The organism is Methylobacterium sp. J-030, assembly GCF_022829545.1.
Classification (GTDB): Bacteria; Pseudomonadota; Alphaproteobacteria; order Rhizobiales; family Beijerinckiaceae; genus Methylobacterium.
Genome location: NZ_JAKSYM010000084.1, coordinates 55384 through 78491, shown reverse-complemented (window position 1 = coordinate 78491; position 23108 = coordinate 55384). Strand labels below are relative to the sequence as shown.

19 protein-coding genes are annotated in these 23108 nt (G+C 68.0%); 10 read left to right on the top strand and 9 right to left on the bottom strand.

The features are described from left to right. The first annotated feature begins 152 nt into the window (after positions 1 to 152). The 3 genes from MKK75_RS05235 to msrP all read left to right on the top strand — a co-directional run bounded on the left by MKK75_RS05235 (position 153) and on the right by msrP (position 4029). Positions 153 to 779, top strand: a complete 627-nt coding sequence (locus MKK75_RS05235) for a hypothetical protein (RefSeq protein ID WP_244041568.1) — start codon at positions 153 to 155, stop codon at positions 777 to 779. Positions 780 to 877: 98 nt separating this feature from the next. Next, a complete protein-coding gene (locus MKK75_RS05230; protein ID WP_244041567.1) occupies positions 878 to 2632 on the top strand; it encodes an AMP-binding protein in 1755 nt (584 codons plus the stop codon). 443 nt (positions 2633 to 3075) lie between these two features. Next, on the top strand, positions 3076 to 4029 hold the full coding sequence (gene msrP / locus MKK75_RS05225) for a protein-methionine-sulfoxide reductase catalytic subunit MsrP (RefSeq protein ID WP_244041566.1): 954 nt from the start codon (positions 3076 to 3078) through the stop codon (positions 4027 to 4029). A 213-nt stretch (positions 4030 to 4242) separates the two neighbouring features. Here msrP and MKK75_RS05220 read toward each other — a convergent pair whose 3' ends face one another. The 7 genes from MKK75_RS05220 to carB form a co-directional block, all read right to left on the bottom strand. Next, the gene (locus tag MKK75_RS05220) at positions 4243 to 4509 is read right to left on the bottom strand and encodes a YARHG domain-containing protein (RefSeq protein ID WP_244041565.1); all 267 of its coding nucleotides are present in this window, start codon (positions 4507 to 4509) and stop codon (positions 4243 to 4245) included. A 40-nt stretch (positions 4510 to 4549) separates the two neighbouring features. Then, positions 4550 to 5440, bottom strand: a complete 891-nt coding sequence (locus MKK75_RS05215) for a LysR family transcriptional regulator (RefSeq protein ID WP_244041564.1) — start codon at positions 5438 to 5440, stop codon at positions 4550 to 4552. 278 nt (positions 5441 to 5718) lie between these two features. Beyond that, positions 5719 to 6699, bottom strand: coding sequence for a thioredoxin-disulfide reductase (gene trxB, locus MKK75_RS05210; protein WP_244041563.1), 981 nt, complete (start codon positions 6697 to 6699; stop codon positions 5719 to 5721). 10 nt (positions 6700 to 6709) lie between these two features. Further along, the gene (locus MKK75_RS05205; RefSeq protein ID WP_244041562.1) at positions 6710 to 7759 is read right to left on the bottom strand and encodes a mitochondrial fission ELM1 family protein; all 1050 of its coding nucleotides are present in this window, start codon (positions 7757 to 7759) and stop codon (positions 6710 to 6712) included. A gap of 273 nt (positions 7760 to 8032) precedes the next feature. Further along, positions 8033 to 8533 (bottom strand): hypothetical protein, encoded by a 501-nt coding sequence (locus MKK75_RS05200; RefSeq protein ID WP_244041561.1) that lies wholly within the window; start codon positions 8531 to 8533, stop codon positions 8033 to 8035. Between the two features lie 4 nt (positions 8534 to 8537). Then, a complete protein-coding gene (greA, locus tag MKK75_RS05195; RefSeq protein ID WP_244041595.1) occupies positions 8538 to 9014 on the bottom strand; it encodes a transcription elongation factor GreA in 477 nt (158 codons plus the stop codon). 90 nt (positions 9015 to 9104) lie between these two features. After that, on the bottom strand, positions 9105 to 12578 hold the full coding sequence (gene carB, locus MKK75_RS05190; RefSeq protein WP_244041560.1) for a carbamoyl-phosphate synthase large subunit: 3474 nt from the start codon (positions 12576 to 12578) through the stop codon (positions 9105 to 9107). Positions 12579 to 12881: 303 nt separating this feature from the next. On the opposite strand from carB, the gene MKK75_RS05185 reads away from it, so the two are divergent. Then, complete coding sequence (locus MKK75_RS05185; RefSeq protein ID WP_244041559.1) at positions 12882 to 13316, top strand: pseudoazurin; 435 nt, start codon at positions 12882 to 12884, stop codon at positions 13314 to 13316. Between the two features lie 31 nt (positions 13317 to 13347). On the opposite strand, the gene MKK75_RS05180 is transcribed toward MKK75_RS05185, so the two are convergent. Beyond that, positions 13348 to 13725 (bottom strand): hypothetical protein, encoded by a 378-nt coding sequence (locus MKK75_RS05180; RefSeq protein ID WP_244041558.1) that lies wholly within the window; start codon positions 13723 to 13725, stop codon positions 13348 to 13350. A gap of 310 nt (positions 13726 to 14035) precedes the next feature. On the opposite strand from MKK75_RS05180, the gene MKK75_RS05175 reads away from it, so the two are divergent. Beyond that, positions 14036 to 14569 (top strand): hypothetical protein, encoded by a 534-nt coding sequence (locus MKK75_RS05175; RefSeq protein ID WP_244041557.1) that lies wholly within the window; start codon positions 14036 to 14038, stop codon positions 14567 to 14569. Next, entirely contained in the window at positions 14566 to 14778 is a 213-nt protein-coding gene (locus tag MKK75_RS05170; protein ID WP_244041556.1) for a hypothetical protein, read from the top strand. Before MKK75_RS05175 ends, MKK75_RS05170 begins: the two co-directional genes overlap by 4 nt. A 159-nt stretch (positions 14779 to 14937) precedes the next feature. Here the strand turns inward: MKK75_RS05170 and carA are convergent, their stop codons facing one another. Beyond that, the gene (carA, locus tag MKK75_RS05165; protein ID WP_244041555.1) at positions 14938 to 16161 is read right to left on the bottom strand and encodes a glutamine-hydrolyzing carbamoyl-phosphate synthase small subunit; all 1224 of its coding nucleotides are present in this window, start codon (positions 16159 to 16161) and stop codon (positions 14938 to 14940) included. A gap of 191 nt (positions 16162 to 16352) precedes the next feature. Between carA and MKK75_RS05160 the strand changes: the two genes are divergently transcribed. The 4 genes from MKK75_RS05160 to MKK75_RS05145 all read left to right on the top strand — a co-directional run bounded on the left by MKK75_RS05160 (position 16353) and on the right by MKK75_RS05145 (position 22338). Beyond that, positions 16353 to 16814 (top strand): GatB/YqeY domain-containing protein, encoded by a 462-nt coding sequence (locus MKK75_RS05160; RefSeq protein ID WP_244041554.1) that lies wholly within the window; start codon positions 16353 to 16355, stop codon positions 16812 to 16814. A gap of 118 nt (positions 16815 to 16932) precedes the next feature. Beyond that, the gene (dnaG, locus tag MKK75_RS05155; RefSeq protein ID WP_244041553.1) at positions 16933 to 18822 is read left to right on the top strand and encodes a DNA primase; all 1890 of its coding nucleotides are present in this window, start codon (positions 16933 to 16935) and stop codon (positions 18820 to 18822) included. Positions 18823 to 19025: 203 nt separating this feature from the next. Continuing rightward, complete coding sequence (gene rpoD / locus MKK75_RS05150; protein ID WP_244041552.1) at positions 19026 to 21008, top strand: RNA polymerase sigma factor RpoD; 1983 nt, start codon at positions 19026 to 19028, stop codon at positions 21006 to 21008. Between the two features lie 70 nt (positions 21009 to 21078). After that, complete coding sequence (locus tag MKK75_RS05145) at positions 21079 to 22338, top strand: adenylate/guanylate cyclase domain-containing protein (RefSeq protein ID WP_244041551.1); 1260 nt, start codon at positions 21079 to 21081, stop codon at positions 22336 to 22338. Positions 22339 to 23108: the final 770 nt, after the last annotated feature.

The following is a 23108-nucleotide window of genomic DNA, read 5'->3' as shown; positions in this document are numbered from 1 at the left end:
CTTGTCACCGCCCCTCTCAACCGTCCCACACCGCGAGCGGAAGCAGCATGGGCGCCATTCGCTCCGTGAAGCGCACGCAGCCTCATCCGACGGCCCCCGCGGCACCTTACCCATGGCGCACGCGCCTCGGCGCAGCGGTTCCAATCCTGGCCATGTTGCTGGCCCTGGCCCTCGCCGCCGCGACCGGACTCAGCCAGCGCTCGGTCCTGCCGGAAGCCGTCGAGCCCTGGGTCTACGGCTATTTTGCCGGGCGCTACCCGCTCTTCGCCTTCGCCCTGATCTACGGGGTCGCACACCTCGCCCACGTGGCGGCCCAGCCCGGGCCGGCCTCCGTCCCGCGCCGAACCGCGTTCGGCCTCGCGGGCGCTGCTGCGTTGCTGCTGGCCGGCCTCTATCCCACCTTCGGCGGAGTGATCCTGCGCGCCGGCTTCGCCACCGGCGGGATGGCGTTCCTGACCCATCAGCCCCTCTGGCTGGCCTACGCGCTCGGGGCCGGCGTCGCGGCGGCGCTATTCGGCGGCATCCTCGGCCTGTCCGCGATCGCGGCGAACCGTCCTCTGCGGCCGCGGCTCAAGCGAATCGGAGCGGGGACGCTGGCCTTCCTGACCCTCTGGTTCGGCGCAGCCGTGATCGGCCTGTCCGGCTCGCTCGGGCTCGGACCCTGGCCGCAGCGGGCGCTACGCCCCGACGAGGCCGGCCCTGCCGCCCTCCTGCTCATCATGGCCGCGCTGCCGCACGCCGCTCTGACGACAGCGCGGCGGCTTCGTCCGGCCATCTGAGGGGGCTGCCTTGCGGGGCGCGCGCCCTTCCCGCACAGTTGGACCGTTCTGCGTTCAGGGACCCGACCGTCGAGAGCCGGGCCCGGGGAGGCTACCCGATGCACCAAGCGAACGTGATCGAGCACGGCGCGCAAGCAGCCCCGTCGGAGCGGAGGCCCGTTTCGAAGGCCGGCCAAGCCGCGGCGCATCCCTGGCTGGCCTCTTACCCGCCGGGCGTGCCCGCCGAGATCGACGCGGCGCGTCTCGGCAGCCTGGTGGAGCTGTTCGAGACCAGCGTGACCTCCTTTGCCGACCGGCCGGCGATGCTGTGCTTCGGCGCGGCGATGACCTACGCGACCCTCGGCCAGCAGGCGCGTGATCTCGCGGCCTGGCTGCGGGCCGAGGGGCTGGCCAAGGGCGACCGGGTCGCCATCATGCTGCCGAACGTGCCGGCCTACGCGCTGGCGATCTTCGGCATCCTGCTGGCGGGCGGGACGATCGTGAACACCAACCCGCTCTACACGCCCCGGGAACTCACGCAGCAGCTCACCGATTCCGGGGCGCGGTTCCTGATCGTGCTGGAGAATTTCGGGGCCACGGTCGCGTCCGTCGTGCCGGATGTCGCCCTGGATCGCGTGGTCCTGGTCGGCCCCGGCGACGGGCTCGGCCTGAAGGGCCGCGTGATCAACCTCGCCAGCCGGCACGTGCGCAAGGCGGTGCCGCCGTTCCGGCTGCCGGACGGCCTCGCCGTGCCATTCGCCGCCGTCCTGCGCCGGGGCCGAGGGCTGCCTCGGGCGGCGATACAGGTCGATCCTGAGGATCTCGCCTTCCTGCAATACACGGGCGGCACCACCGGCGTCGCGAAGGCGGCGATGCTGAGCCACCGCAACATCATGGCGAATGTCGAGCAGTCGCAACTCTGGTTCGACTCGAAGGATCCGAGCATCGAGCGCTGCTGCGTCACGGCGCTGCCGCTCTATCACATCTTCGCGCTGACCGCGTGCTTCTTCCAGTTCATGCGCACCGGCGGCGCCTGCCTCCTGATCCCGAACCCGCGGGATTGCGACGGTATGGTCAAGACCTTGAGCCGGACGCCGTTCACCCACTTGATGGGCGTCAACACGCTGTTCAACGTGCTGATCAACCACCCGAAGATCGGGACGGTCGACTTCTCGAAGCTCGACTTCGTGGTCGGCGGCGGCACGGCGGTGCAGCGCGCGGTGGCCGAGCGCTGGAAGGCGCTCACCGGGAACACGATCATCGAGGGCTACGGCCTGTCGGAGACTTCGCCGGTCGTCTCGGCCAACCCGCGGGGCATGCGCGCGTTCTCGGGCACGATCGGTTTTCCGTTGCCCTCGACCGAGGTCTCGATCCGCGACGCGGCCGGTCAGCCGGTCCCGCTTGGGCAGCCCGGGGAAATCTGCGTGCGCGGCCCCCAGGTGATGCGCGGCTACTGGAACCGGCCGGAGGAGACGGCCCTCGCCATGACGGCGGACGGCTTCTTCCGCACCGGCGACGTCGCGATCATGCTGCCGGACGGCCAGTTCAAGATTGTCGACCGGATGAAGGACATGATTCTCGTCTCGGGCTTCAACGTCTATCCGAACGAGGTCGAGGAGGTGCTCGCGACCCATCCCGGCGTGCTCGAATGCGCGGTGGTCGGCGCGCCGAACGCCGAGACCGGCGAGATGGTGGTGGCCCATGTGGTCCGGAAGGACCCGGCGCTCACGCTCGAAGCGATCCGCGCCCACGCGCGCGCGCAGCTCACCGGCTACAAGGTGCCCCGGCAGGTGATCTTCCACGAGACCCTGCCCAAGACCAATGTCGGCAAGGTGCTCCGTCGGATGCTGCGCGACGAGACGCCGGAAGCCTGAGAACCCGTTCGACCTCAACGTCGCCAAAGGGCTTCGCCCCGACCGTTCCGAAGTGTTTGGCGACGTGCGCGGCATGGGATCGGCACCCCGGGATGCCCGGCGCGCCCCCTTTTCCGGACAGGTAAAGCGCCTGCGGAACCCGATCCGGGATCCCGCACAGAGAGCGACGCGCCTGCGGCCCAGGATGATCGTGATCGACGCTTCGCCAGGTCGTGCGCTGGATCCTGGGACGCATTCCGCCGGCGCTGCATGCGCCCGGGACAGGGATGGTGCAGAACCGGCCGGGGCCCCGCCCTGTCGAAACCAACACGGATCCCGGGCCGCGGCACCTGGACGCGTAACCGCCCGGCCGCCCTCGCCGAAAGGTGAGGCTGCAGCGGTTGCAGGCCTATCGGCCTCGGCCGATCTGTGGGTTGTAGGCGCGGGAAACCGAGGAGTCGGCGATGTTGATCAAGCGCAAGCGCGGATGGGAGATCCCGGAGCACCTTGCCACCCCGGAGGCGCTGTTCCTGAACCGCCGCGCGCTGATCGGCGGGGCGGCCGGGCTCGCCGCGGGTTCGCTCCTCGGTGGCCGAACCGCCCTGGCCGCCGCGGGCGATCCGTCGCCCTATCCGGCCCCGCCGAACCCCGCCTACACCCTCGACCGGCCGGTGACGCCCGAACGGTTCAGCGGCGACTACAACAACTTCTACGAGTTCGGCACGTCCAAGACCGTGCTGCCCGCCGCGAACGCGCTCAAGACCCAGCCCTGGACCCTGAAGATCGACGGCCTCGTCGAGAAGCCGTTCGAGATCGGTGTCGACGACCTGATCCGGAAGATCGGGTTGGAGGAGCGGCTGTACCGCCACCGCTGCGTCGAGGCGTGGTCGATGGCGGTGCCGTGGACCGGCTTCCCGCTCGCCAAGCTCGTGGCGCTCGCCAAGCCGTCCTCAGGCGCGAAGTACATCCGCTTCGAGACCTTCATGGACAAGGCCATGGCCCCGGGCCAACGCGCCTTCTTCTACCCCTGGCCTTACACGGAGGGCCTGACGCTGGCCGAAGCCGGCAACGACCTCGCCTTCATGGTGACGGGCGTCTACGGCAAGCCGCTGCCCAACCAGTTCGGCGCGCCGATCCGCGTCGCGGTGCCGTGGAAATACGGCTTCAAGTCTGCGAAGTCGCTCGTGAAGGTCTCGTTCACGGCCGACCGGCCCAAGACCTTCTGGGAGGGGCTGCAGGCTTCCGAGTACGGCTTCTGGGCCAACGTGAATCCGGCCGTGCCGCATCCGCGCTGGAGCCAGGCGACCGAGCGGGTGCTCGGCACCGATCAGCGCGTGACCACCCTGATCTACAACGGCTACGGCGAGCAGGTCGCGGGGCTCTACAAGGGGCTGGAGGGCGAGCGGTTGTTCGTGTGACCGCACCGCCGCAACGGCGGCCTTTCCCGGGTGCATGCAGGGCCAGCGGAATGCGGCCCGGGATCCGCTCGAGACCTCGCGGCGCGTCGGTCCGGATGAACCTGTGGCGCTGTGTGCGCTGGCTCCCGGATCAGGTTCGGCTCTCGCTCCACCCGTCCGGGAAAGAGGCGCTTCGACCTCGGGAATGGCGCCACCCTCGCTGATGACGGCGCGCTACGGCGGGCAGGCGTGGGCGCGCTCGAAGGCCTGGAGCCGGGCAACCGCCCTCTGCTCCTGGGGTGACAGGCGCACATCCCGCATCGAATCGTAGCGGCATTCGGCGTTGCCGAAGGTGCGGATCGCCCGATCGGTGCGGAAGCAGTAGCCGGCCTGCTTGTAGATCAGATTGCGCTGATACCACGCCTCCGCGCAGTCATCCGCCTGGGCCCCCGAGGCGATGCATAGGACCAGCACCAGTGTCGTCGGCACAACCGGGCGCATGATTCATCTCCAGCAGAGTCTGGATTTGAGCATTGCGCCTTCAATAGGTCCAGCGCTGTGCCTTCGAGACGAGGAAATCGCGGAACGCCTGAACCCGGGCGACCGAGCGCATCTCCTCGGCGTAGACGAGGTAGCTCTCCAGGCTCGGCATCTCGGTCTCGCGCAGCACCTGCACGAGCTGCTGGTCGCCATCCACCGCGTAGTCGGGCAGGATCCCGATGCCGGCACCCGCCTCCATGGCGCGCTGCAGGGCGCCGATATTGTTCACCGTCAGGTGGACTTGGCGGCGGTCGCGCCCATCACGGCCGGCATCGGCCAGCCAATGGGCCGCGAGCAGGTAGGATGGTTCGTTGCCGCCAAACGAGACGAGGCGGTGGTCGTCGAGATCGTCGATGGACTTGGGCTCGCCGAAGCGCTTGACGTAATCCTGGCTCGCGAAGGCATGGTAGTGAACGGTGAACAGGCGCCGCTGGATCAGGTCCGGCTGGGCGGGGCGTCGCATCCGGATCGCCACGTCCGCCTCGCGCATGGCGAGATCGAGCTCCTCGTTGGTGAGGATCAGCTCGATCCGCACGTCTGGGTAGAGATCGAGGAACTCGCCGACCCGCTGCGACAACCAGGACGTGCCGAGTCCCACTGTTGTCGTCACCTTGAGATCGCCGGTCGGCCGCTCGGCCGTCTCGACGAGGCGGGCGCGGGTATTCTCCAGACGCAGCTTCATGTCCCGGGCGGCCCGGAACAGCAGATCGCCCTGCTCGGTGAGGAGGAGTCCCCGCGCGTGGCGATGGAACAGGGGCGCCTTCAGCTCGCGCTCCAGGGCGCTGATCTGGCGACTCACCGCCGATTGGCTGAGGCCGATATCGTCGCCCGCCTTGGTGAAGCTGCCCGCCTCCGCGACGTTCAGGAAGATCCGGATCTTATCCCAGTCCAAGGCCAGAACCCCTACCAGCGCGTGCCCCTGGCCAGCGCCCGTGCGAGGCGGGGGCATGGCGAAGCAGGCGGATCACCGGGCGAGCTGCGCGGCGCCGGCCGCGGAGAACTCCACACACCGCACCGCGCGGGTATGCGTTTCATGCATCCCGGCGCAGTCGACACTCCTATGCGCACGGCGCATGATCGAGCGCAAGCGCGGGGATCAGGATTTCGGAGGAAGACCGCCGGTCTGCGCCATCAACACAACCGCATGTTGAACGAACCGCGTCGATCACCCTACTCGGCGGCCGCGGCCTGGACCGGATTCTCGCCGATCTCCAGGTTTGCCAGAAACTTCTCCGCCTCCAGCGCGGCCATGCAGCCCATGCCGGCGGCGGTGATCGCCTGTCGGTAGACGTCGTCGGTCACGTCGCCCGCCGCGAAGACGCCGGGGATATCGGTCTCCGTGGTGCCGGGCTTGACGGTCAGGTAGCCGCCGTGGCGCATCGGCAATTGCCCCTCGAAGAGCGCGGTCGCCGGCTGGTGGCCGATCGCCACGAACACCCCGTCGGCCTTCACCTCGCTGATCTCGCCGGAGCGCGGGTCCTTGAGCCGGACATGGGTGACGCTCGGCGCGGGCTTCTGCACGCCGCAGATCTCGGCGATCTCCCGGTGCCAGAGCACTTCGACGTTCGGGTGCTTGAACAGGCGCTCCTGCAAAATGCGCTCGGCCCGGAACGCATCGCGGCGGTGGACGACCGTGACCTTGCTGGCGATGTTGGCCAGATACAACGCCTCCTCGACCGCGGTGTTGCCGCCGCCCACCACCACGACCTCCCTGCCGCGGAAGAAGAAGCCGTCGCAGGTCGCGCAGGCCGAGACGCCGCCGCCCTGGAAGGTCGCCTCGGAGGGGATCCCGAGCCACTTGGCCTGGGCGCCGGTGGCGATGATCAGCGCGTCGCAGGAATAGGTCTCGCCCGAATCGGCCTCAAGCCGGAACGGCCGCTGCCTGAGATCGACCTTGGTGATGTACTCGGAGACGATGCGGGTGCCGACATGCTCGGCCTGGAGCCGCATCTGCTCCATCAGCCACGGACCCTGGATCGCCTCGGCGAAGCCCGGATAGTTCTCGACATCCGTGGTGATCATGAGCTGGCCGCCCGGCTGGAAGCCCGAGATCAGCAGCGGCTCCACCATGGCGCGGGCTGCGTAGATCGCCGCCGTGTAGCCGGCCGGCCCCGAGCCGATGATCACCAGCTTGGCATGCGTGTGGGCCATCTCTAACTCCTCAGGCGCGCTCGGCCGTCCGGTGCGCAGCATAGGCATTCGCCAGCGCCTCGGCGATCACCGGCGTCGCATCGATCGGCTTGTACGTCAGATTCACCAACTGACCGGTGAACGGTCGCAGGGCTCCGGCGATCGCGAGCCCGGCGAACATCCGCCGGTGCCGGATATAGGTGCGCGGCAGGTCGAACAGCAGGACCGGCGCCCCGGTGGCCACGGCCTCGCTCACCATGTTGGCCGAGTCGGAGGTGACCACGATCGCTTCGGCGAGCGCCAGCATGGCGACGTAGGGGTTCTCGCCGGTCCCGTCCCAGAGGAAGCCGCCGGTCTCGGCGGCCAGCGCCTTCACGGCGTTGCGGAGCGGATCGGGGGTCCGGCGGGAGATCGTCACCATCAGCCGGCAGCCCTGCTCCACCAGGCTGCGCAGGTCCCCGACGAGGCGGACCATGTCGGTCTTGCGATAGCTCAAATGCCGGCTGTCGCCGCCGACCAGCACGGCCACGCGCGGTCCGTCGAGGCGCGCGAGGCGCGGATCGGGCCGATCGCGGGCGGCCGCGAGCCGCGCTGCGGTCACGAGGTGCGGGGCCGTCAGGGTGGTGAAGACGTTGGGTCCGCGCAGGTCGTCGTAATCCGGCACCCAGATGAAATCGGCGCTGTCCTCGCCGGTGCGCGGATCCTTGAGGAAGGCCGTGAAGGTCCGCCCGCCCGTGGCGCGCCGCACGGCCCGTAGATAAGGCACCGACCGGCGTCCCGAAGCGATCAGGATGTCGGGATAGGGACCCGCCAAGGCGCCGGCGCGGCGGCGCGGGCCCTCGCGCGGATCGATCGGGCCCCAGGGCGCCATCCAGCCGAACGGCCCGGAGGCCGGGACCTGCCGTATCTCGTGCGCGATCCCCAGCGTCTCGACGATTCCGACGCACTGGTTCTCGTCGCCGGCCTTGCCGTCGGTGACGATCCAGGCGCGGGCGCGGGCCAGTTCGGGCAGGGGCTCGGATCGCGCGCCCGGGCGGTTGCGCAGGGCGGGTTTTGCCAGCGTCACGTCGATGCTTGCCATGCGCCTCGCTCAAGAAACCCGCTTCTGCCCCGGTGCCGAGTCCGACTGCCGGAGCACCGCACGTCGAGATCGGACCTTCGATCCCATCCACCCCCTCATCCTGACGTGACCGCGTCAGCGGGCCTCGACGGAGGGCTCCAGAGACCACCGTGACGCCTGAAGGGCTCCTTCGAGACCTTCGCTGCGCTACGGCACATCAGGATGACCCGGACAGATCCCGCACCGCCGGATCGGCGTCGTCCCACCTTGGAAACGCTGGTCGGCAAAGCTCACCTACTCCCGCGGCAAATCCCGCGCGAGCCACTGGGCGTAGATGTCGGCAATCGCCGCCAGCCGGCGACCCTCGAAGTCCTGGGCATACCACGCGCCGCCGTAGCTCGACGGCGTCGCGGTCATCTGCGGGTGCCGACCGAGAATCTGACCCTTCGGCCCGACCAGCAGCGCCTCGCCTTCCAGATAGTCGGTCTGGAAGTTGCCGCCCAAGCCCAGCCGCGCGCCGCTGCCGACATAGGGCCGCAGCGACAGGCCGCTCACCACAACGACGAGGCGCGGGCCGCGACCGCCGATCCGATCCGCGAAGTTTTTGCGCAGGGCCTCGGTCAGGTCGGCCGCCAGCGCGTCCGCCTGCTGGCCCGCGCCCTTATCCAGAAGCGGCCGCACGTCGACGCGAATGTCGGAAAACCGGGTGGTCGCCGGAAAATCATCCGCCGCCGCGGAGCCCGCGACGGCGCAAAGGATCGCACCGGCGAGCCGCCCCTGAACGCGCCAGGGCATGCGCTCAGCCGCCGTACTGAACAGCGACGACCTCGTAGGACTTGCCGCCGCCGGGCGTCGTCACCTCGACCGTGTCGCCGACGCCCTTGCCGATCAGCGCGCGGGCGATCGGGGAGGTGATCGAGACCCGGCCCGAGCGCACGTCCGCCTCCGGCTCGCCCACGATCTGGTAGGTCTTCGTCTCCTCCGTGTCCTCGTCGACGAGTTTCACGGTGGCGCCGAACTTGATCTTGCTGCCCGAGAGCTTGGTGACGTCGATGATCTCGGCGCGCGCGATCATGCTCTCCAGCTCCATGACGCGGCCCTCGTTGTGGGACTGCGCCTCCTTGGCGGCATGATACTCGGCGTTCTCCGACAGGTCGCCCAGCGCGCGCGCTTCGGCGATCGCCTGGATGATGCGCTGGCGCTCCACCTGCTGGCGGTGTTTCAGCTCCTCTTCGAGGGCTGCGAAGCCGCGCACCGTGATCGGAACCTTGTCTATCGTCATCGTCTCGCGCCACAATGAAGAGGCCCGGCCGAGAGTGCAGCACTCTCTCCGGGCCACGAGATGAATTCAGCGGGATCCTGAGGCTCAGGCCGCGAAGTATTCCTGCAACGCGCGGACCTTGAGATCGCCTTCTAAGTAGGCCTTGATCCCCTCGGCCGCGGCCATCGCGCCGGCTAGAGTGGTGTAATACGGCACCTTATGCAAGAGGGCCGCGCGCCGGAGCGAGCGCGAGTCCGACAGGGCGCCCGCGCCCTCCGTGGTGTTCAGGACGAGGTGGATCCCGCCGTTCTTGATCGCGTCGACCACGTGCGGGCGGCCTTCGAGCACCTTGTTGATCCGCTCGGCCGGGACACCGTTCTCGACGAGATAGCGCTGCGTGCCGCCGGTCGCCACGATGGTGAAGCCGAGGTCGCACAGGAGCTTCATGGTCGGCAGGATGCGGACCTTGTCGGCGTCCCGCACCGAGACGAACACGCTGCCTGCCTTCGGCACCTGCGTGCCCGACCCGAGCTGGCTCTTGGCGAAGGCTACGCCGAAGCTCGCATCGAGGCCGATCACCTCGCCGGTGGAGCGCATCTCCGGCCCGAGCAGCACGTCGACCCCGGGGAAGCGCGCGAACGGGAATACAGCTTCCTTGACGGCGATATGCGGCAGGGTCTTGGGCCTCAGGCCGAAGGTGGCCAGCGCCTCGCCCGCCATGATCCGAGCGGCGATCTTGGCGATCGGCTCGCCGATCACCTTGGCGACGAACGGCACCGTGCGCGAGGCGCGGGGGTTCACCTCCAGCACGTAGATCGTGCCGTCCTTGATGGCATACTGCACGTTCATCAGGCCGACGACGTTGAGCGCGAGCGCCATCGCCTTGGTCTGACGCTCCAGCTCGCCCATGGTCTCGGGCGAGAGCGAGCGCGGCGGCAGCGTGCAGGCCGAGTCGCCGGAATGGATGCCGGCCTCCTCGATGTGCTCCATGATGCCGGCGATGAACACGTCCCTGCCGTCGCAGACCGCGTCGACGTCGACCTCGACCGCGTCAGACAGGTAGCGGTCGAACAGGAGCGGGTTCTTGCCGAGCACCGTGTTGATCTGGCCGGTCTTGTCGTTCGGGTAGCGCGCCTTGACCTCCGAGGGGATCAGGCTTGGTAGCGTGTCGAGCAGATAGTCGGCAAACTGAGTCTCGTCGCGGATGATCGCCATGGCGCGGCCGCCCAGCACGTAGCTCGGGCGCACCACGAAGGGCAGGCCGAGATTTTCGGCCACCAGCCGGCTCTGCTCCACCGAATAGGCGATGCCGTTCTTGGGCTGCTTCATCTGCAGCTTGTCGAGGAGCCGCTTGAACTGGTCGCGGTCCTCGGCGAGGTCGATGGCGTCCGGCGAGGTGCCGAGGATCGGCACACCCGCGGATTCGAGGGCGCGGGCGAGCTTCAGCGGTGTCTGGCCGCCGAACTGCACGATCACCCCGTGCAGGGTGCCGGCCTGCCGCTCGGTCTCGATGATCTCCAGCACGTCCTCGGCGGTCAGCGGCTCGAAGTAGAGCCGGTCCGAGGTGTCGTAGTCGGTCGAGACCGTTTCCGGGTTGCAGTTGACCATGATGGTCTCGTAGCCCGCATCCGACAACGCGTAGCAGGCGTGGCAGCAGCAATAATCGAACTCGATGCCCTGGCCGATGCGGTTCGGACCGCCGCCGAGGATCACGATTTTTTTGGCATCCGTCGGTTGCGCCTCGTCGACCACCGCGCCGGCGAACGGCGCCACGTAAGTCGAGTACATGTAGGCGGTGGGCGACTTGAACTCGGCCGCACAGGTGTCGATCCGCTTGTAGACCGGCCGCACCGCGAGCGCCCGGCGCTTGGCCTGCACTTCGGCCTCCTCGAGGCCCGCCAGCACCGCGAGGCGCGCGTCGGAGAAACCCGCCGCCTTGAGTTGGCGGAAGGCGCCGGCCGTGCCCGGCAGGCCATGGGCCTTCACCCGCATCTCCAGATCGATGATCGCCTGGAGCTGCTCCAGGAACCACGGGTCGATCTTGCAGGAGGCGTAGACTTGCTCGTGGCTGACGCCGAGGCGCAGGGCCTGCGCGACCTTCAGCAGCCGGTCCGGGGTCGGGGTGCCGATGGCCGCCTTGATGGCGTTGTGGTCGTCGCCCTTGCCCAGCCCCTCGATCTCGATGTCGTCGAGGCCGGTAAGACCAGTTTCGAGCGAGCGGAGCGCTTTCTGCAGGGATTCCGCAAAGCAACGGCCGATCGCCATGGCCTCGCCCACCGACTTCATGGCGGTGGTCAGCGTCGGCTCGGCGCCCGGGAATTTTTCGAAGGCGAAACGCGGGATCTTGGTAACGACGTAGTCGATCGTCGGCTCGAACGAGGCCGGCGTGGCGCCGCCCGTGATGTCGTTGGCGATCTCGTCCAGCGTGTAGCCGACCGCGAGCTTCGCCGCGACTTTGGCGATCGGGAAGCCGGTGGCCTTCGAGGCGAGCGCCGAGGAACGCGAGACGCGCGGGTTCATCTCGATCACGATCATCCGCCCGTTCTCGGGGTTGATCGCGAACTGCACGTTCGAGCCGCCGGTCTCGACGCCGATCTCGCGGAGCACCGCCAGGGATGCATCGCGCATCACCTGATACTCCTTGTCGGTGAGCGTCAGCGCCGGGGCGACGGTGATCGAGTCGCCGGTATGCACCCCCATCGGGTCGATGTTCTCGATGGAGCAGACGATGATGCAGTTGTCGTTCCTGTCGCGGACGACCTCCATCTCGTACTCTTTCCAGCCGAGCACGCTCTCCTCGACCAGCACCTCGTTGGTCGGCGAGGCGTCGATGCCGCGCTCCACGATGTCGAGGAACTCCTCCCGGTTGTACGCGATGCCGCCGCCGGTGCCGCCCATGGTGAAGGACGGGCGGATGATCGCCGGCAGGCCGACCTCGGCCAACGCGATCAGCGCCTGCCCGATGGCGTGCTCGCCGTAGCGCTTGCGCCGGTCGGTCTCGCCGGCCGCCCAGCTCTTCTCGAAGGCCTTCAGCGCGGTCTGGCGGGCCTCCGGATCGGTATTGGCGGCCTCGATGCGCGCGACCTCGCCGAGATATCTTTCGCGATCCGCCTTCTTGGCCGCCGAGGCGTTGGCCAGCGCCGATTTCGGGGTGTCGAGCCCGATCTTGGTCATGGCGTCGCGAAACAGGCTCCGGTCCTCGGCCTTGTCGATCGCCTCGGCGGTGGCACCGATCATCTGCACGCCGTACTGGGCCAGCACACCCATCTTCTGCAGCGAGAGGGCACAATTCAGGGCCGTCTGGCCGCCCATGGTCGGCAGGATCGCGTCCGGGCGCTCCTTCTCGATGATCTTGGCGACGATCTCCGGGGTGATCGGCTCGACATAGGTCGCATCCGCCATGTCCGGATCGGTCATGATGGTGGCGGGGTTCGAATTGACCAGGACGATCCGGTAGCCCTCCTCGCGGAGCGCCTTGCAGGCCTGGGTCCCGGAATAGTCGAACTCGCAGGCCTGTCCGATGATAATCGGACCCGCACCGATGATCAGGATCGAAGAGATGTCGGTGCGTTTGGGCATCGGGGGCCTTGTCAGGCCAAGCGCGCCCGATCGGGCAGGGCCAGAACCCTGCGCCCGGACGCGCGTGGCGGGATTATCGTTGAGCCCCGCGTTTACACGGGGTGTCCCCGCTTTGGAAGGCCAGGGCGAATGCGCAACCCAAGCGCACACAGGATGCGTGACGCCGCCACCGTCAGCTAAGTCTGGAGGTTTTCCAAGTTCATCTGGCGATCAATTGCGCGCTTGTCGGCCTCGAACGCGATCCGTCAGGCTCGAACGATCGTCATTTCCGTAGATCGACATCATAATAATTCGAGACTGACAATGATCAGGGAATCCGTGGGAGCCGCAGCTTTGCTGATCGGCTCGATCTTGGGGGCGAACACCACGGAAACCATCGTGACGACGTTGAACAGCGACCCCGGCGGGAGGATGGTCTTCGATCCCGCCTACGTGAAGATTCAGCCCGGCGACACGATCCGATTCGTGCCGACCGACAAGGGCCACAACGTCGAACTCATCAAGAGCATGGCGCCGGAGGACGCGCCGCCCTTCAAGACCGTGGTCGGCAAAGAGGTGGCGGTGACCGTCGACAAGGCCGGCCTCTACGGCTTCAAATGCGCGCAGCACGACATCTTGGGCATGGTCGGCCTGATTCAGGTCGGCGACAAGCCGGAGAACCTGGAGGCCGCCAAGGCGGTCCAGCACGGCAAGCTGGCCGCCAAGCGCTTCGAGCCGCTGCTCGACAAGGTGCAATGACGATGGCCGGGGCGCCGCGCGCCGCCTCGTCTTAGAATCCTGCGTAAAGGGCAGCCACGGCCCGGTCGATCGACAGGTAGAACACGCCGAATGCCACCAGTGCGGCGGCGGCGAACTCGACGGCGACGTTCGAGAGCGTCTGCGCCCGGCGCAGGGCCTCGCGGCCGAAATACAGCGACACCCAGGCCAGGGCGAGAACCGCCGGCAGGGCGAACAGGTACGACATGGTGCTCTCGACCCGGTCGAGGCCGCCGGCGGGGTCTATCAGCGCCCGGATGTTGCGCACCCACGGGGCGTAGACGGCCGCGGTGAGGGCGGTGACCCAGGACAGGCCAACGGCGACGCCGAGATGGAACGTGAAGGTGCGGTGCAGGCGGGAGAAGTCGTCGCGCGCCTCGTCGATGGTCATCCGGCATTCCCCTCCGACGGAGCCGGTGCCGGCGGGCGCCAATGCACCGCCGTCCACAGGCCGTCATGGGCGGTCTTAAGCCGGAGGAATCGGCGGATTTTATGGCCCCGGCGGGGCCCGAATGGGATTGCGGCCCAGGACTGTTCCGAGCGCTTCCAGCTGTGGTGACCAAGGCGTCACAGCACCGGACTTACGGTGCGGCGGCTTGATCAGCTACGGGTTGTGCAAGGTGGTCAAAGCATTGTTGCACGACCTCGGATCACGTAAGCGTTGAGACCGAGACCTCTATCGTCATAAGCGGAGAGCATCGTTGTCTTCCTTCGCCGCGGCGAAGCAGCGATACGCCGTTCGGCAGGACGAAGCCCGGCGACTGGCAAGTCGAAATCTTCAGGGCCCGCTCGGAGTGACATTTCATCTGACGGCTTGGGGTGAGCGAGCGCGCCATGCTTATGAAACGCAATGGCTTTCCGCAGCTCGACATCCGGATGCGGGCTGGGACTGGCCGGAGATCCATCGACGCAATCGCAACGAGCCAGACGCTCTCTCGCTCGCCATTTGGGTCGGCGACGATCGGTTGTGCGGACTCGGATTTGCCGTGCCGAGCAGTCGCGCAGTCACGCTTCGTTTCCTCGAAGGCGACCCGCGCCCGGATTGTCCGCTCATCGGGCGGCGGGCGCTCATCGCCTTGGAAGCCTCGGCGCTGTACGCGCAAGGGATCGGACGGAGCCAAATCCGCGTTGAGCCGGCGAACGAGACGCTTGCCGCGCTCTACCGCGACAGGTACGGTTTCGCTCTTGTAAGCCTTGAGGGTGCGCCCGCATATTACGTGAGGAACATCCTATGACACGCGTCCTCGCCAACCTCGCCTACAGTGCTTGTCGCGTGCTGTCCGGTCACGCGCGTCGCCGTGAGCCAGAACAGGTGACCCCGACGCCGCGTCCCATGATCGGCTTCTTCGCGACGCTCTCCGACCAGGAGAAGGGCGCCGCGCTCTCCTATCGCGGTCCGGAGAATCACGGTGCCGAGGAACTGCGCCGCTCCGCAGTCCGATAGCCGACACGGTATGGCGTGGGATGAGCACCACCCTGTCGTCGTTCTACGTCCTGGACCTTAATTGGGACGGATGACGGATTGACCGATCATTCCGCAGGGCGCGAATGCGCCATGCGGTCTTGTTACGCGTGTGACCGAACTCGTAAGCGATGCCGCGGATTATGCCCGCTCCGGCTCGCCCGAACGCATCAGCGTCACGAACCGCTCGAACAGGTAGTGGCTGTCGCGCGGGCCGGGCGAGGCTTCCGGGTGGTGCTGCACCGAGAAGGCCGGGCGGTCGATGAGGGTCAGGCCGCAATTCGAGCCGTCGAACAGCGAGACGTGGGTTTCGACCGCCGTCTCCGGCAGGCTCGCCGGGTCCACCGCGAAGCCGTGGTTCATCGAGACGATCTCGACCTTGCCGGTGGTCTTGTCCTTCACCGGGTGGTTGGCCCCATGGTGGCCCTGGCCCATCTTCACGGTGCGGCCGCCGAGCGCCAGACCCATCAGCTGGTGCCCGAGGCAGATGCCGAAGGTCGGCACCTTCGCGTCGAGCAGCTGGCGGATCACCGGCACCGCGTAGGCGCCGGTCGCGGCCGGATCACCCGGGCCGTTCGACAGGAACACGCCATCCGGCTTCAGCGCCAGGATCTCTTCGGCCGTCGTGGTCGCCGGCACCACGGTGACGTCGCAGCCGGCCTGGGCGAGCAGCCGCAGGATGTTGCGCTTCACGCCGTAATCGATCGCCACGACCTTCAAGCCCTCGCCGGAAGCCCGCTTGCCGTAGCCGTTGCCCAGCGCCCAGACGGTCTCCGACCATTCGGACGGCGCCCGGCTCGTCACCGGCGGCACGAGATCCAGCCCTTCCATCGGCGCGAGCGCGGCGGCGCGGGCCTTCAGGGCCTCACGGTCGAACCGGCCTTGCGGGTCGTTGGCGATCACGGCGTTGGGCATGCCCTGGTCGCGGATCCGGGCGGTGAGCGCCCGCGTGTCGACCCCGGTGATGCCGACGATGCCGCGGGCCTTCAACCAGCCGTCGAGGTGTGAGGACGAGCGCCAGCTCGACGGCTTGGTCACCGCCGAAGCGATCACGGTGCCGCGCACGCCGGAGGCCGGGGCCGCCTCAAGGCTCTCCAGATCCTCGTCGTTGGTGCCGACATTGCCGATATGCGGAAAGGTGAAGGTGACGATCTGCCCGGCATAGGACGGATCGGTCAGGATCTCCTGATAGCCCGTCATCGCCGTATTGAAGCAGACTTCGCCGTCGGCGATGCCGGTCTGGCCGATGCCGAAACCCTCCAGGACCGTGCCGTCGGCCAGGACCAGCAAGGCCGTGGCGACCGGCTCGGCCCAGGGCTCGGGCGCCGGGGCCTTGGGGGCGGGCGCGGCGGCGTCTTGCAGCATGGGGTGGGTCTCGCTTATGTCCGACCGAAGGCGGGCGCCAGGGTGCGGCGCTCTCGGCTTGCGGCATGATCGTGTGCAGCGCTCTTAGCGAGCGGCCCGCGATGGGGTCAATGTGGCTCCGCCTCCCGCCGGGCTCAAGATCCGCAAATCGCAGGCCAGCCCGTATGTCGCCTGTTGGAAGGTTCACCGAGATGCTGCGCGCGCGCTTCACCACCGAGATGAAGGAGGCCATGAAGGCCGGCGACAAGGAGAAGCTTGCCACCGTCCGGATGATCCAGGCCGCCCTGAAGGACCGGGACATCGAGGCCCGCGGCAACGGCAAGGAGCCGATCGCCGACGAGGAGATCCTGTCGCTGCTCCAGAAGATGATCAAGCAGCGAACCGAATCAGCCGGTGTCTACGAGCAGGGCGGCCGCCCGGAACTCGCCGCCAACGAGCGCGCCGAGATCGCCATCATCGAGCGCTTCCTGCCGACGCAGATGGACGAGGCCGAGACGAAAGCGGCGATCGAGGCGGCGATCACGGAGACCGGCGCCGTCGGCCCGAAGGACATGGGCAAGGTGATCAGCGCCCTGAAGGGCGCCTATGCCGGCCGCATGGATTTCGGCAAGTCGAGCGGGCTCGTGAAGGCGGCGCTGGCGTCGAAGGGTTGAGCGAAGCCGGTCACGCTGTCCCCGCAATCCCCGATCCGGGACGCGGCTGGGACAACGATCGGGACTCCGCGGTGTTCGGCGCGCTATAATCGGCGGTCGCGAAACCCACCCAGGCCCCGTGCGCTATCCGTCCCACATCCTGGAAGAGATCCGTGCCCGGCTACCGGCCTCGTCGGTGGTGGGGCGGCGGGTGCAGCTCAAGAAGGCCGGTCGGGAATGGCGCGGCCTGTCGCCGTTCAACGCCGAGAAGACCCCGTCCTTCTACGTGAACGACCAGAAGCAGTTCTACCACTGCTTCTCGTCCTCCAAGCACGGCGACATCTTCACCTTCCTGATGGAGACGGAGGGCCTGAGCTTCCCCGAGGCCGTGGAACGGCTGGCCGGGGAGGCGGGCGTCAGCCTGCCTGCGCCGACCGAGGACAGCCGCGCCGCCGAGACGAAGCGCGCCGGCGCCACCGAGGTGATGGAGATGGCCGCCCGCTGGTTCGAGGCGCGGCTGCTCTCGAATCAGGGCGCGGAAGCCCGCGCCTATCTCGAACGGCGCGCGCTCAGCCGCGAGACCCAGCAGGCCTTCCGCCTGGGCTACGCCCCGAACGACCGCTACGCCCTGCGCGATCATCTCGCCGGGCAGGGCGTCGACAAGGACCTGATGATCGAGATGGGGTTGCTGGCGGCCGGGGAGAGCGTCTCGGTTCCGTACGACTATTTTCGCGACCGGGTGATGTTTCCGATCACTGACACACGCGGGCGGGTGGTGGCCTTCGGCGGGCGGGCGCTCTCGAAGGACGTGCGCGCCAAGTACCTGAACTCCCCCGAGACGCCGCTCTTCCACAAGGGCCGGACGCTCTACAACCTCCACGGCGCGCGCAAGGCCGCCCACGAGCGCAGCTCGATCATCGCGGTGGAGGGCTACGTCGACGTCATCGCGATGACGCTCGCCGGGCACCCCGAGACGGTGGCCCCGCTCGGCACCGCGCTCACCGAGGATCAGCTCGGCCTGCTCTGGCGGCACGCCGACGAGCCGATCCTGTGCTTCGACGGCGACAAGGCCGGCCAGCGGGCGGCCTTCCGCGCCCTCGACATCGCACTGCCGCTGCTGGAGCCGGGTCGGTCGCTGCGAATCGCGCTGCTGCCCGGCGGCCAGGATCCCGACGACCTGCTGCGCTCGGGCGGCCCCGGCGCAATCGATCAGGTGCTGGCGGCCGCCCTGCCGCTCTCCGAATTGCTCTGGCGGCGCGCCGTCGAGGCCGGACCGATCGACACGCCCGAACGGCGCGCGGGCCTGACGCAGACGCTGCGGGCCACCGTCGCCACGATCCGCGACGAGACCGTCCGGCGCTACTACCGCGACGAGATCGAGGAGCGGTTCCGCAGCCTGTCGCCGCGCGGGCGCCGGGCCGCGGAGCCGGGCGCCCGCGGCCGCCCCCGCTTCGTCAAGCCTGGCGAGCCGATCTCCCCCCGAATTACCGGCAGTCCGAGCCCGTCGGTGACGGCCTCGGCGGGCTTCACCGGCGCCGCGTCGGTCCGCGAGGCGATGATCGTCGGCACGCTGCTCGCGCATCCCGAGATGCTCGCCGACTTCGCCGAGGAGATCGCCGAACTCGATTTCGAGGACCCGGATGCGCAGGCGCTTCTGTCGGTCCTGCTCGGCAGCGCCGCCGAGGATCCGCACACGGATCCGGATGTGTTGCAAAATCGCATCACTCGCGCCGGACTCGCCGCGGCCTCCGGGCGGATCCTGGCGCTGGCGCGCTCGCGGGACCGCACGACCCTGGCCCCGCATGCGGATCCGGCACAGCGTACGGACGCCCTCCGGCAGGCGATGATCTTGCACCGGCAGGCAGGAGCGCTACATAGCGAACTTCGCGATGCACGGCAGGCGTTTGAGAACGATCCGACCGATGCCGGTTGGGCATGGCTCTGCGAAGTGAAGGCGAGGCTCGAGACCGTCATCGCCGCCGAGGCTGAGGCCGACCTGCCGGTGTCGAGCGACTCGACGGCCGAGTGACGGCTGTGTCATGGCGTTATGGCTGGCGATCGGGAGCGGCTCGCCATAGTTAACAATCGGTCAAGCCTCAGGCTTGCATACGGATACCGACGACTCAAGGCGACGGAGCAATCCGGCGCCGATCCCGTACCGCGGTGCCGCTGGCGTGGACCGGCCTTTCAGGGGCCTCCGCAGCGCGCCGCCCACGAAACAATAGGCTGATCATGGCGACGAAGGCAACGGAACGGGACGAGACGGACGCTGCCCCCGAGCAGCAGACCGACGGGCCGCTCCTCGACCTGACGGATGCTTCGGTCAAGCGGATGGTGAAGCTCGCCAAGAAGCGCGGCTACGTGACCTACGAGGAGGTCAACGAGGTTCTGCCCGAGGGCCAGTCCGATCCGGACCAGCTCGAGGACGTGCTGTCCCAGCTCTCCGAGATGGGCATCAACGTCGTCGAGGCCGAGGAGACCGACGAGGCCGCGGCCGAGAAGTCCGCCGGCGAGGGTGACGAGGAGGAGGCCGAAAGCGGCGAGGTCGCCGAGGTCGCCCCCGCGCGCGCCGTCACGGTCGCCACCACCACCAAGGAGCCGACCGACCGCACCGACGACCCGGTGCGCATGTACCTGCGCGAGATGGGCTCGGTGGAACTCCTGTCCCGCGAGGGCGAGATCGCCATCGCCAAGCGCATCGAGGCCGGCCGCGAGGCGATGATCGCGGGCCTCTGCGAGAGCCCGCTCACCTTCCAGGCGATCATCATCTGGCGGGACGAGCTGGTGGAGGGCAAGGTCCTCCTGCGCGACATCATCGATCTGGAGGCGACCTACGCCGGGCCGGACGGCAAGAACGCGCCGCAGATCGCCGAGGGCGAGGAGACCGAGGAGGCCGAGGCGCCGGCCCTGCCCGAGGGTGGCGACGACGAGGACGACCTGGAGAACAACGTCTCGCTCGCCGCCATGGAGGCGGAGATCAAGCCGCGCGTGCTCGAGACGTTCGACTCCATCGCGGCGAACTACCGGAAGCTGCGCAAGCTTCAGATCGAGGGGACCGAGCGCAAGGCCGCCGGCACGCAGAACACCCCGGCCCAGAACCAGAAGCAGGCCGAGCTGAAGGACACCGTCGTCGCCGACGTGAAGTCGCTCTCCCTCAACAACAACCGGATCGAGGCCCTGGTCGGCCAGCTCTACTCGATCAACAAGCAGCTGATCGGCCACGAGGGCCGGCTGATGCGCTTCGCTGAGAGCCACGGCGTCGCCCGCGACGAGTTCCTGCGCCACTACCAGGGCTACGAGCTTGATCCGAACTGGATGGAGCGGGTCGGCACGCTGGGCGGCAAGGGCTGGAAGAACCTGGTCGAGAAGGGCTCGAAGCAGGTCGGCGAGCTGCGCGCGCAGATCCTCGACCTCGCCTCCGAGACGGGCCTCGAGATCGGCGAGTACCGCCGCATCGTCAACATGGTCCAGAAGGGCGAGCGCGAGGCCCGGCAGGCCAAGAAGGAGATGATCGAGGCGAACCTGCGCCTCGTGATCTCGATCGCCAAGAAGTACACGAACCGCGGCCTGCAGTTCCTGGACCTGATCCAGGAGGGCAACATCGGCCTGATGAAGGCCGTGGACAAGTTCGAGTACCGCCGCGGCTACAAGTTCTCGACCTACGCCACGTGGTGGATCCGGCAGGCGATCACCCGCTCGATCGCCGATCAGGCGCGCACCATCCGCATCCCGGTGCACATGATCGAGACGATCAACAAGATCGTCCGCACGTCGCGCCAGATGCTGCACGAGATCGGCCGCGAGCCGACCCCGGAGGAGCTGGCCGAGAAATTGGCCATGCCGCTGGAGAAAGTGCGAAAAGTTCTGAAAATCGCCAAGGAGCCGATCTCCCTCGAGACGCCGATCGGCGACGAGGAGGACAGCCATCTCGGCGACTTCATCGAGGACAAGAACGTCGTCCTGCCGATCGACGCGGCGATCCAGTCGAACCTGCGCGAGACCACGACGCGGGTTCTTGCCTCGCTCACCCCCCGCGAGGAGCGGGTGCTGCGCATGCGCTTCGGCATCGGCATGAACACCGACCACACCCTCGAAGAGGTCGGCCAGCAATTCTCGGTGACCCGCGAGCGCATCCGCCAGATCGAGGCCAAGGCCCTGCGCAAGCTGAAGCATCCCTCGCGCAGCCGGAAGCTGAGGAGCTTCCTGGACAACTGAGCCCCCGCCGCGGCACGAGCCGCGGCGCCTGCCCTTCGACCGCGCGACCGCGCGGCATCATACTGGCGCCATGCTCGAACGCCGCCCGCCCACGCCCGGTCTGCCGACGGCCTTCGCGGACGGCACCGAGGCCGATGACGTCCCCTTCGGCGCGATCCAGCCCTCCGTGGGCATCCGCGACTGGCTGCTCGGCGAGGGCGCGCGGCTGGAAAAGGCCGAGGCGATGCTCGAAGGCCTCGCCGAGCGCCTGATCGCCATCGGCGTCCCGGTGGACCGCGCCTCCACGGCGATCGACACCCTGCATTCGGAGTATGCCGGCGTCGGCCGGATCTGGACGCGGGACGGGGGCACCACGGTCCGGCTGTTCCCGCATGGCGCGCGCTCGACCGACGCCTACCTCAACAGCCCGTTCCACACGGTCCATGAGACCGGGGAATGGCTGATCCTCGACATCGCCGAGACCCCGGACGACGCCTTCGCGATCATCCCGGACCTGAAGGCCAGCGGCTACACCGCCTACGTCGTGGCGCCCCTGTTCTTCACCAACGGCACCAAGAACGGCATCACCTTCGCCACCCGGGCCTCGGAGGGTTTCGGGGACGACGACATCGCGATCCTGCGCTTCGTCATGCCGGCGCTGGCCGCCGTGATGGAGATGCGCGTCCTCAACAAGCAGCTCGACCACGTGCTGCGCCTCTACGTCGGCGACGAGCCGCACCGGGCGATCCTAGCGGGCGACATCCGCCGCGGGCAGGTCACGCGGATCCGCTCGGCGATCCTGTTCGCCGACATGCGCGACTACACCCGCACCTCCGCCGACATGACTCCCGAGGAGGTGGTGGGCCTGCTCAACGTATTCTTCGATTGCCTCGTGCCGCCGATCGAGCGCGAGGGCGGCGAGGTGCTGAAGTACCTCGGCGACGGTCTGCTGGCGATCTTCCGTGAGTCCGGCGACGATCTCGGCGGCGCCGCCAAGGGGGCGCTGACGGCCGCCCAGCACGCGCTCGCGGCCCTCGACGAGGCCAACGCCCTGCACCAGTTCCCGGTGCCGGTAGCGGCCGGCATCGCGCTCCATCACGGCGAGGCCGCTTACGGCAACGTCGGCTCGGGCTCCCGGCTCGACTTCACGGTGATCGGCCGGGACGTGAACCTCGCGAGCCGGTTGGCGCAGCTCAACCGCATCCTGGGTGAGCCACTGCTGATGTCGAAGCCGTTCGTCGATTTCCTCTGGGGGGATCCGATTCCCCTCGGCGAGCATACGCTGGACGGGTTCCGGGAGCCGATGGCGGTGTTCCGGCCGAAGTTCCTGCGGCCGCGCAAGCGTGACTGAACTGTTCCGACCTCCGGGTGATCTCTGACCTGCTGCCGATGGCGATGCTTTCAGTTCCGTACGCCGGCACATACGTCGACGCGTAGGGAGCTTGCTGACATCCCCAAACAGGATCGATCATCTTCGCCGTCACCTCCCGCGCCAATGCGCTGACGGTTGCGATGACATCAGTCGGAACGTCCGTTCGCCCCAGGATTTCCAGGCACGCATGGGCACAGACGCCGCATTGGCCGATGTAGTAGGCGTTGGCGGCGTACTCTTCGAGCAACCCATAATTGTAAACCCACGGGTTGAGCGACAATCCCTCGCTCGGAAGTGTAAGGGCGAGGCCCGCTTCGGCATACCGATATCCCTCCGGGAAACGTTTCATCCGCCGACAGAATCGGCTGGCGCCGTGGCGCGCCTCCGCTCGCGCCGGACGGACGGAGGTTGCGCGCTCGTAAAGCTGCAAAACCCTGTCGGCGGGCTCATCGAGGCGCTCCGCGTTGACGGCGGCCATAAGTAAGCTGAAATAGATTTCTTCATCCCAGCCACCGAGATCGGCTCGCTTCAGAAAGCAGTCGAAAGCATTCCGATATTCCATGGCTGCATCATAGGTGGACCCGAGGTACATCGTGTACCGCGCGATCATCATGGGGTCCGTCTCGACCGTCAACGCCTGCTTGAGAATTTCAATGTCCCGTGCATGCACCGTCTTGTCGCGGTGTCGCGCGCCATCATCGCCCCGCCGCATGGCAAGGGAAAGGATAGGCACTTCGCATTCACCGGGA

Excerpts from the sequence above, each read along its gene's own strand:
- MKK75_RS05185 (WP_244041559.1), top strand. The coding sequence starts at position 12,882 with ATGATCAGGGAATCCGTGGGAGCCGCAGCTTTGCTGATCGGCTCGATC.
- MKK75_RS05170 (WP_244041556.1), top strand. The coding sequence starts at position 14,566 with ATGACACGCGTCCTCGCCAACCTCGCCTACAGTGCTTGTCGCGTGCTG.
- MKK75_RS05180 (WP_244041558.1), bottom strand. The coding sequence starts at position 13,725 with ATGACCATCGACGAGGCGCGCGACGACTTCTCCCGCCTGCACCGCACC.
- trxB (WP_244041563.1), bottom strand. The coding sequence starts at position 6,699 with ATGGCCCACACGCATGCCAAGCTGGTGATCATCGGCTCGGGGCCGGCC.
- MKK75_RS05235 (WP_244041568.1), top strand. The coding sequence starts at position 153 with ATGTTGCTGGCCCTGGCCCTCGCCGCCGCGACCGGACTCAGCCAGCGC.
- MKK75_RS05145 (WP_244041551.1), top strand. The coding sequence starts at position 21,079 with ATGCTCGAACGCCGCCCGCCCACGCCCGGTCTGCCGACGGCCTTCGCG.
- MKK75_RS05200 (WP_244041561.1), bottom strand. The coding sequence starts at position 8,533 with ATGCCCTGGCGCGTTCAGGGGCGGCTCGCCGGTGCGATCCTTTGCGCC.
- carA (WP_244041555.1), bottom strand. The coding sequence starts at position 16,161 with ATGCTGCAAGACGCCGCCGCGCCCGCCCCCAAGGCCCCGGCGCCCGAG.
- MKK75_RS05160 (WP_244041554.1), top strand. The coding sequence starts at position 16,353 with ATGCTGCGCGCGCGCTTCACCACCGAGATGAAGGAGGCCATGAAGGCC.
- MKK75_RS05230 (WP_244041567.1), top strand. The coding sequence starts at position 878 with ATGCACCAAGCGAACGTGATCGAGCACGGCGCGCAAGCAGCCCCGTCG.
- MKK75_RS05220 (WP_244041565.1), bottom strand. The coding sequence starts at position 4,509 with ATGCGCCCGGTTGTGCCGACGACACTGGTGCTGGTCCTATGCATCGCC.
- carB (WP_244041560.1), bottom strand. The coding sequence starts at position 12,578 with ATGCCCAAACGCACCGACATCTCTTCGATCCTGATCATCGGTGCGGGT.
- rpoD (WP_244041552.1), top strand. The coding sequence starts at position 19,026 with ATGGCGACGAAGGCAACGGAACGGGACGAGACGGACGCTGCCCCCGAG.
- MKK75_RS05205 (WP_244041562.1), bottom strand. The coding sequence starts at position 7,759 with ATGGCAAGCATCGACGTGACGCTGGCAAAACCCGCCCTGCGCAACCGC.
- msrP (WP_244041566.1), top strand. The coding sequence starts at position 3,076 with ATGTTGATCAAGCGCAAGCGCGGATGGGAGATCCCGGAGCACCTTGCC.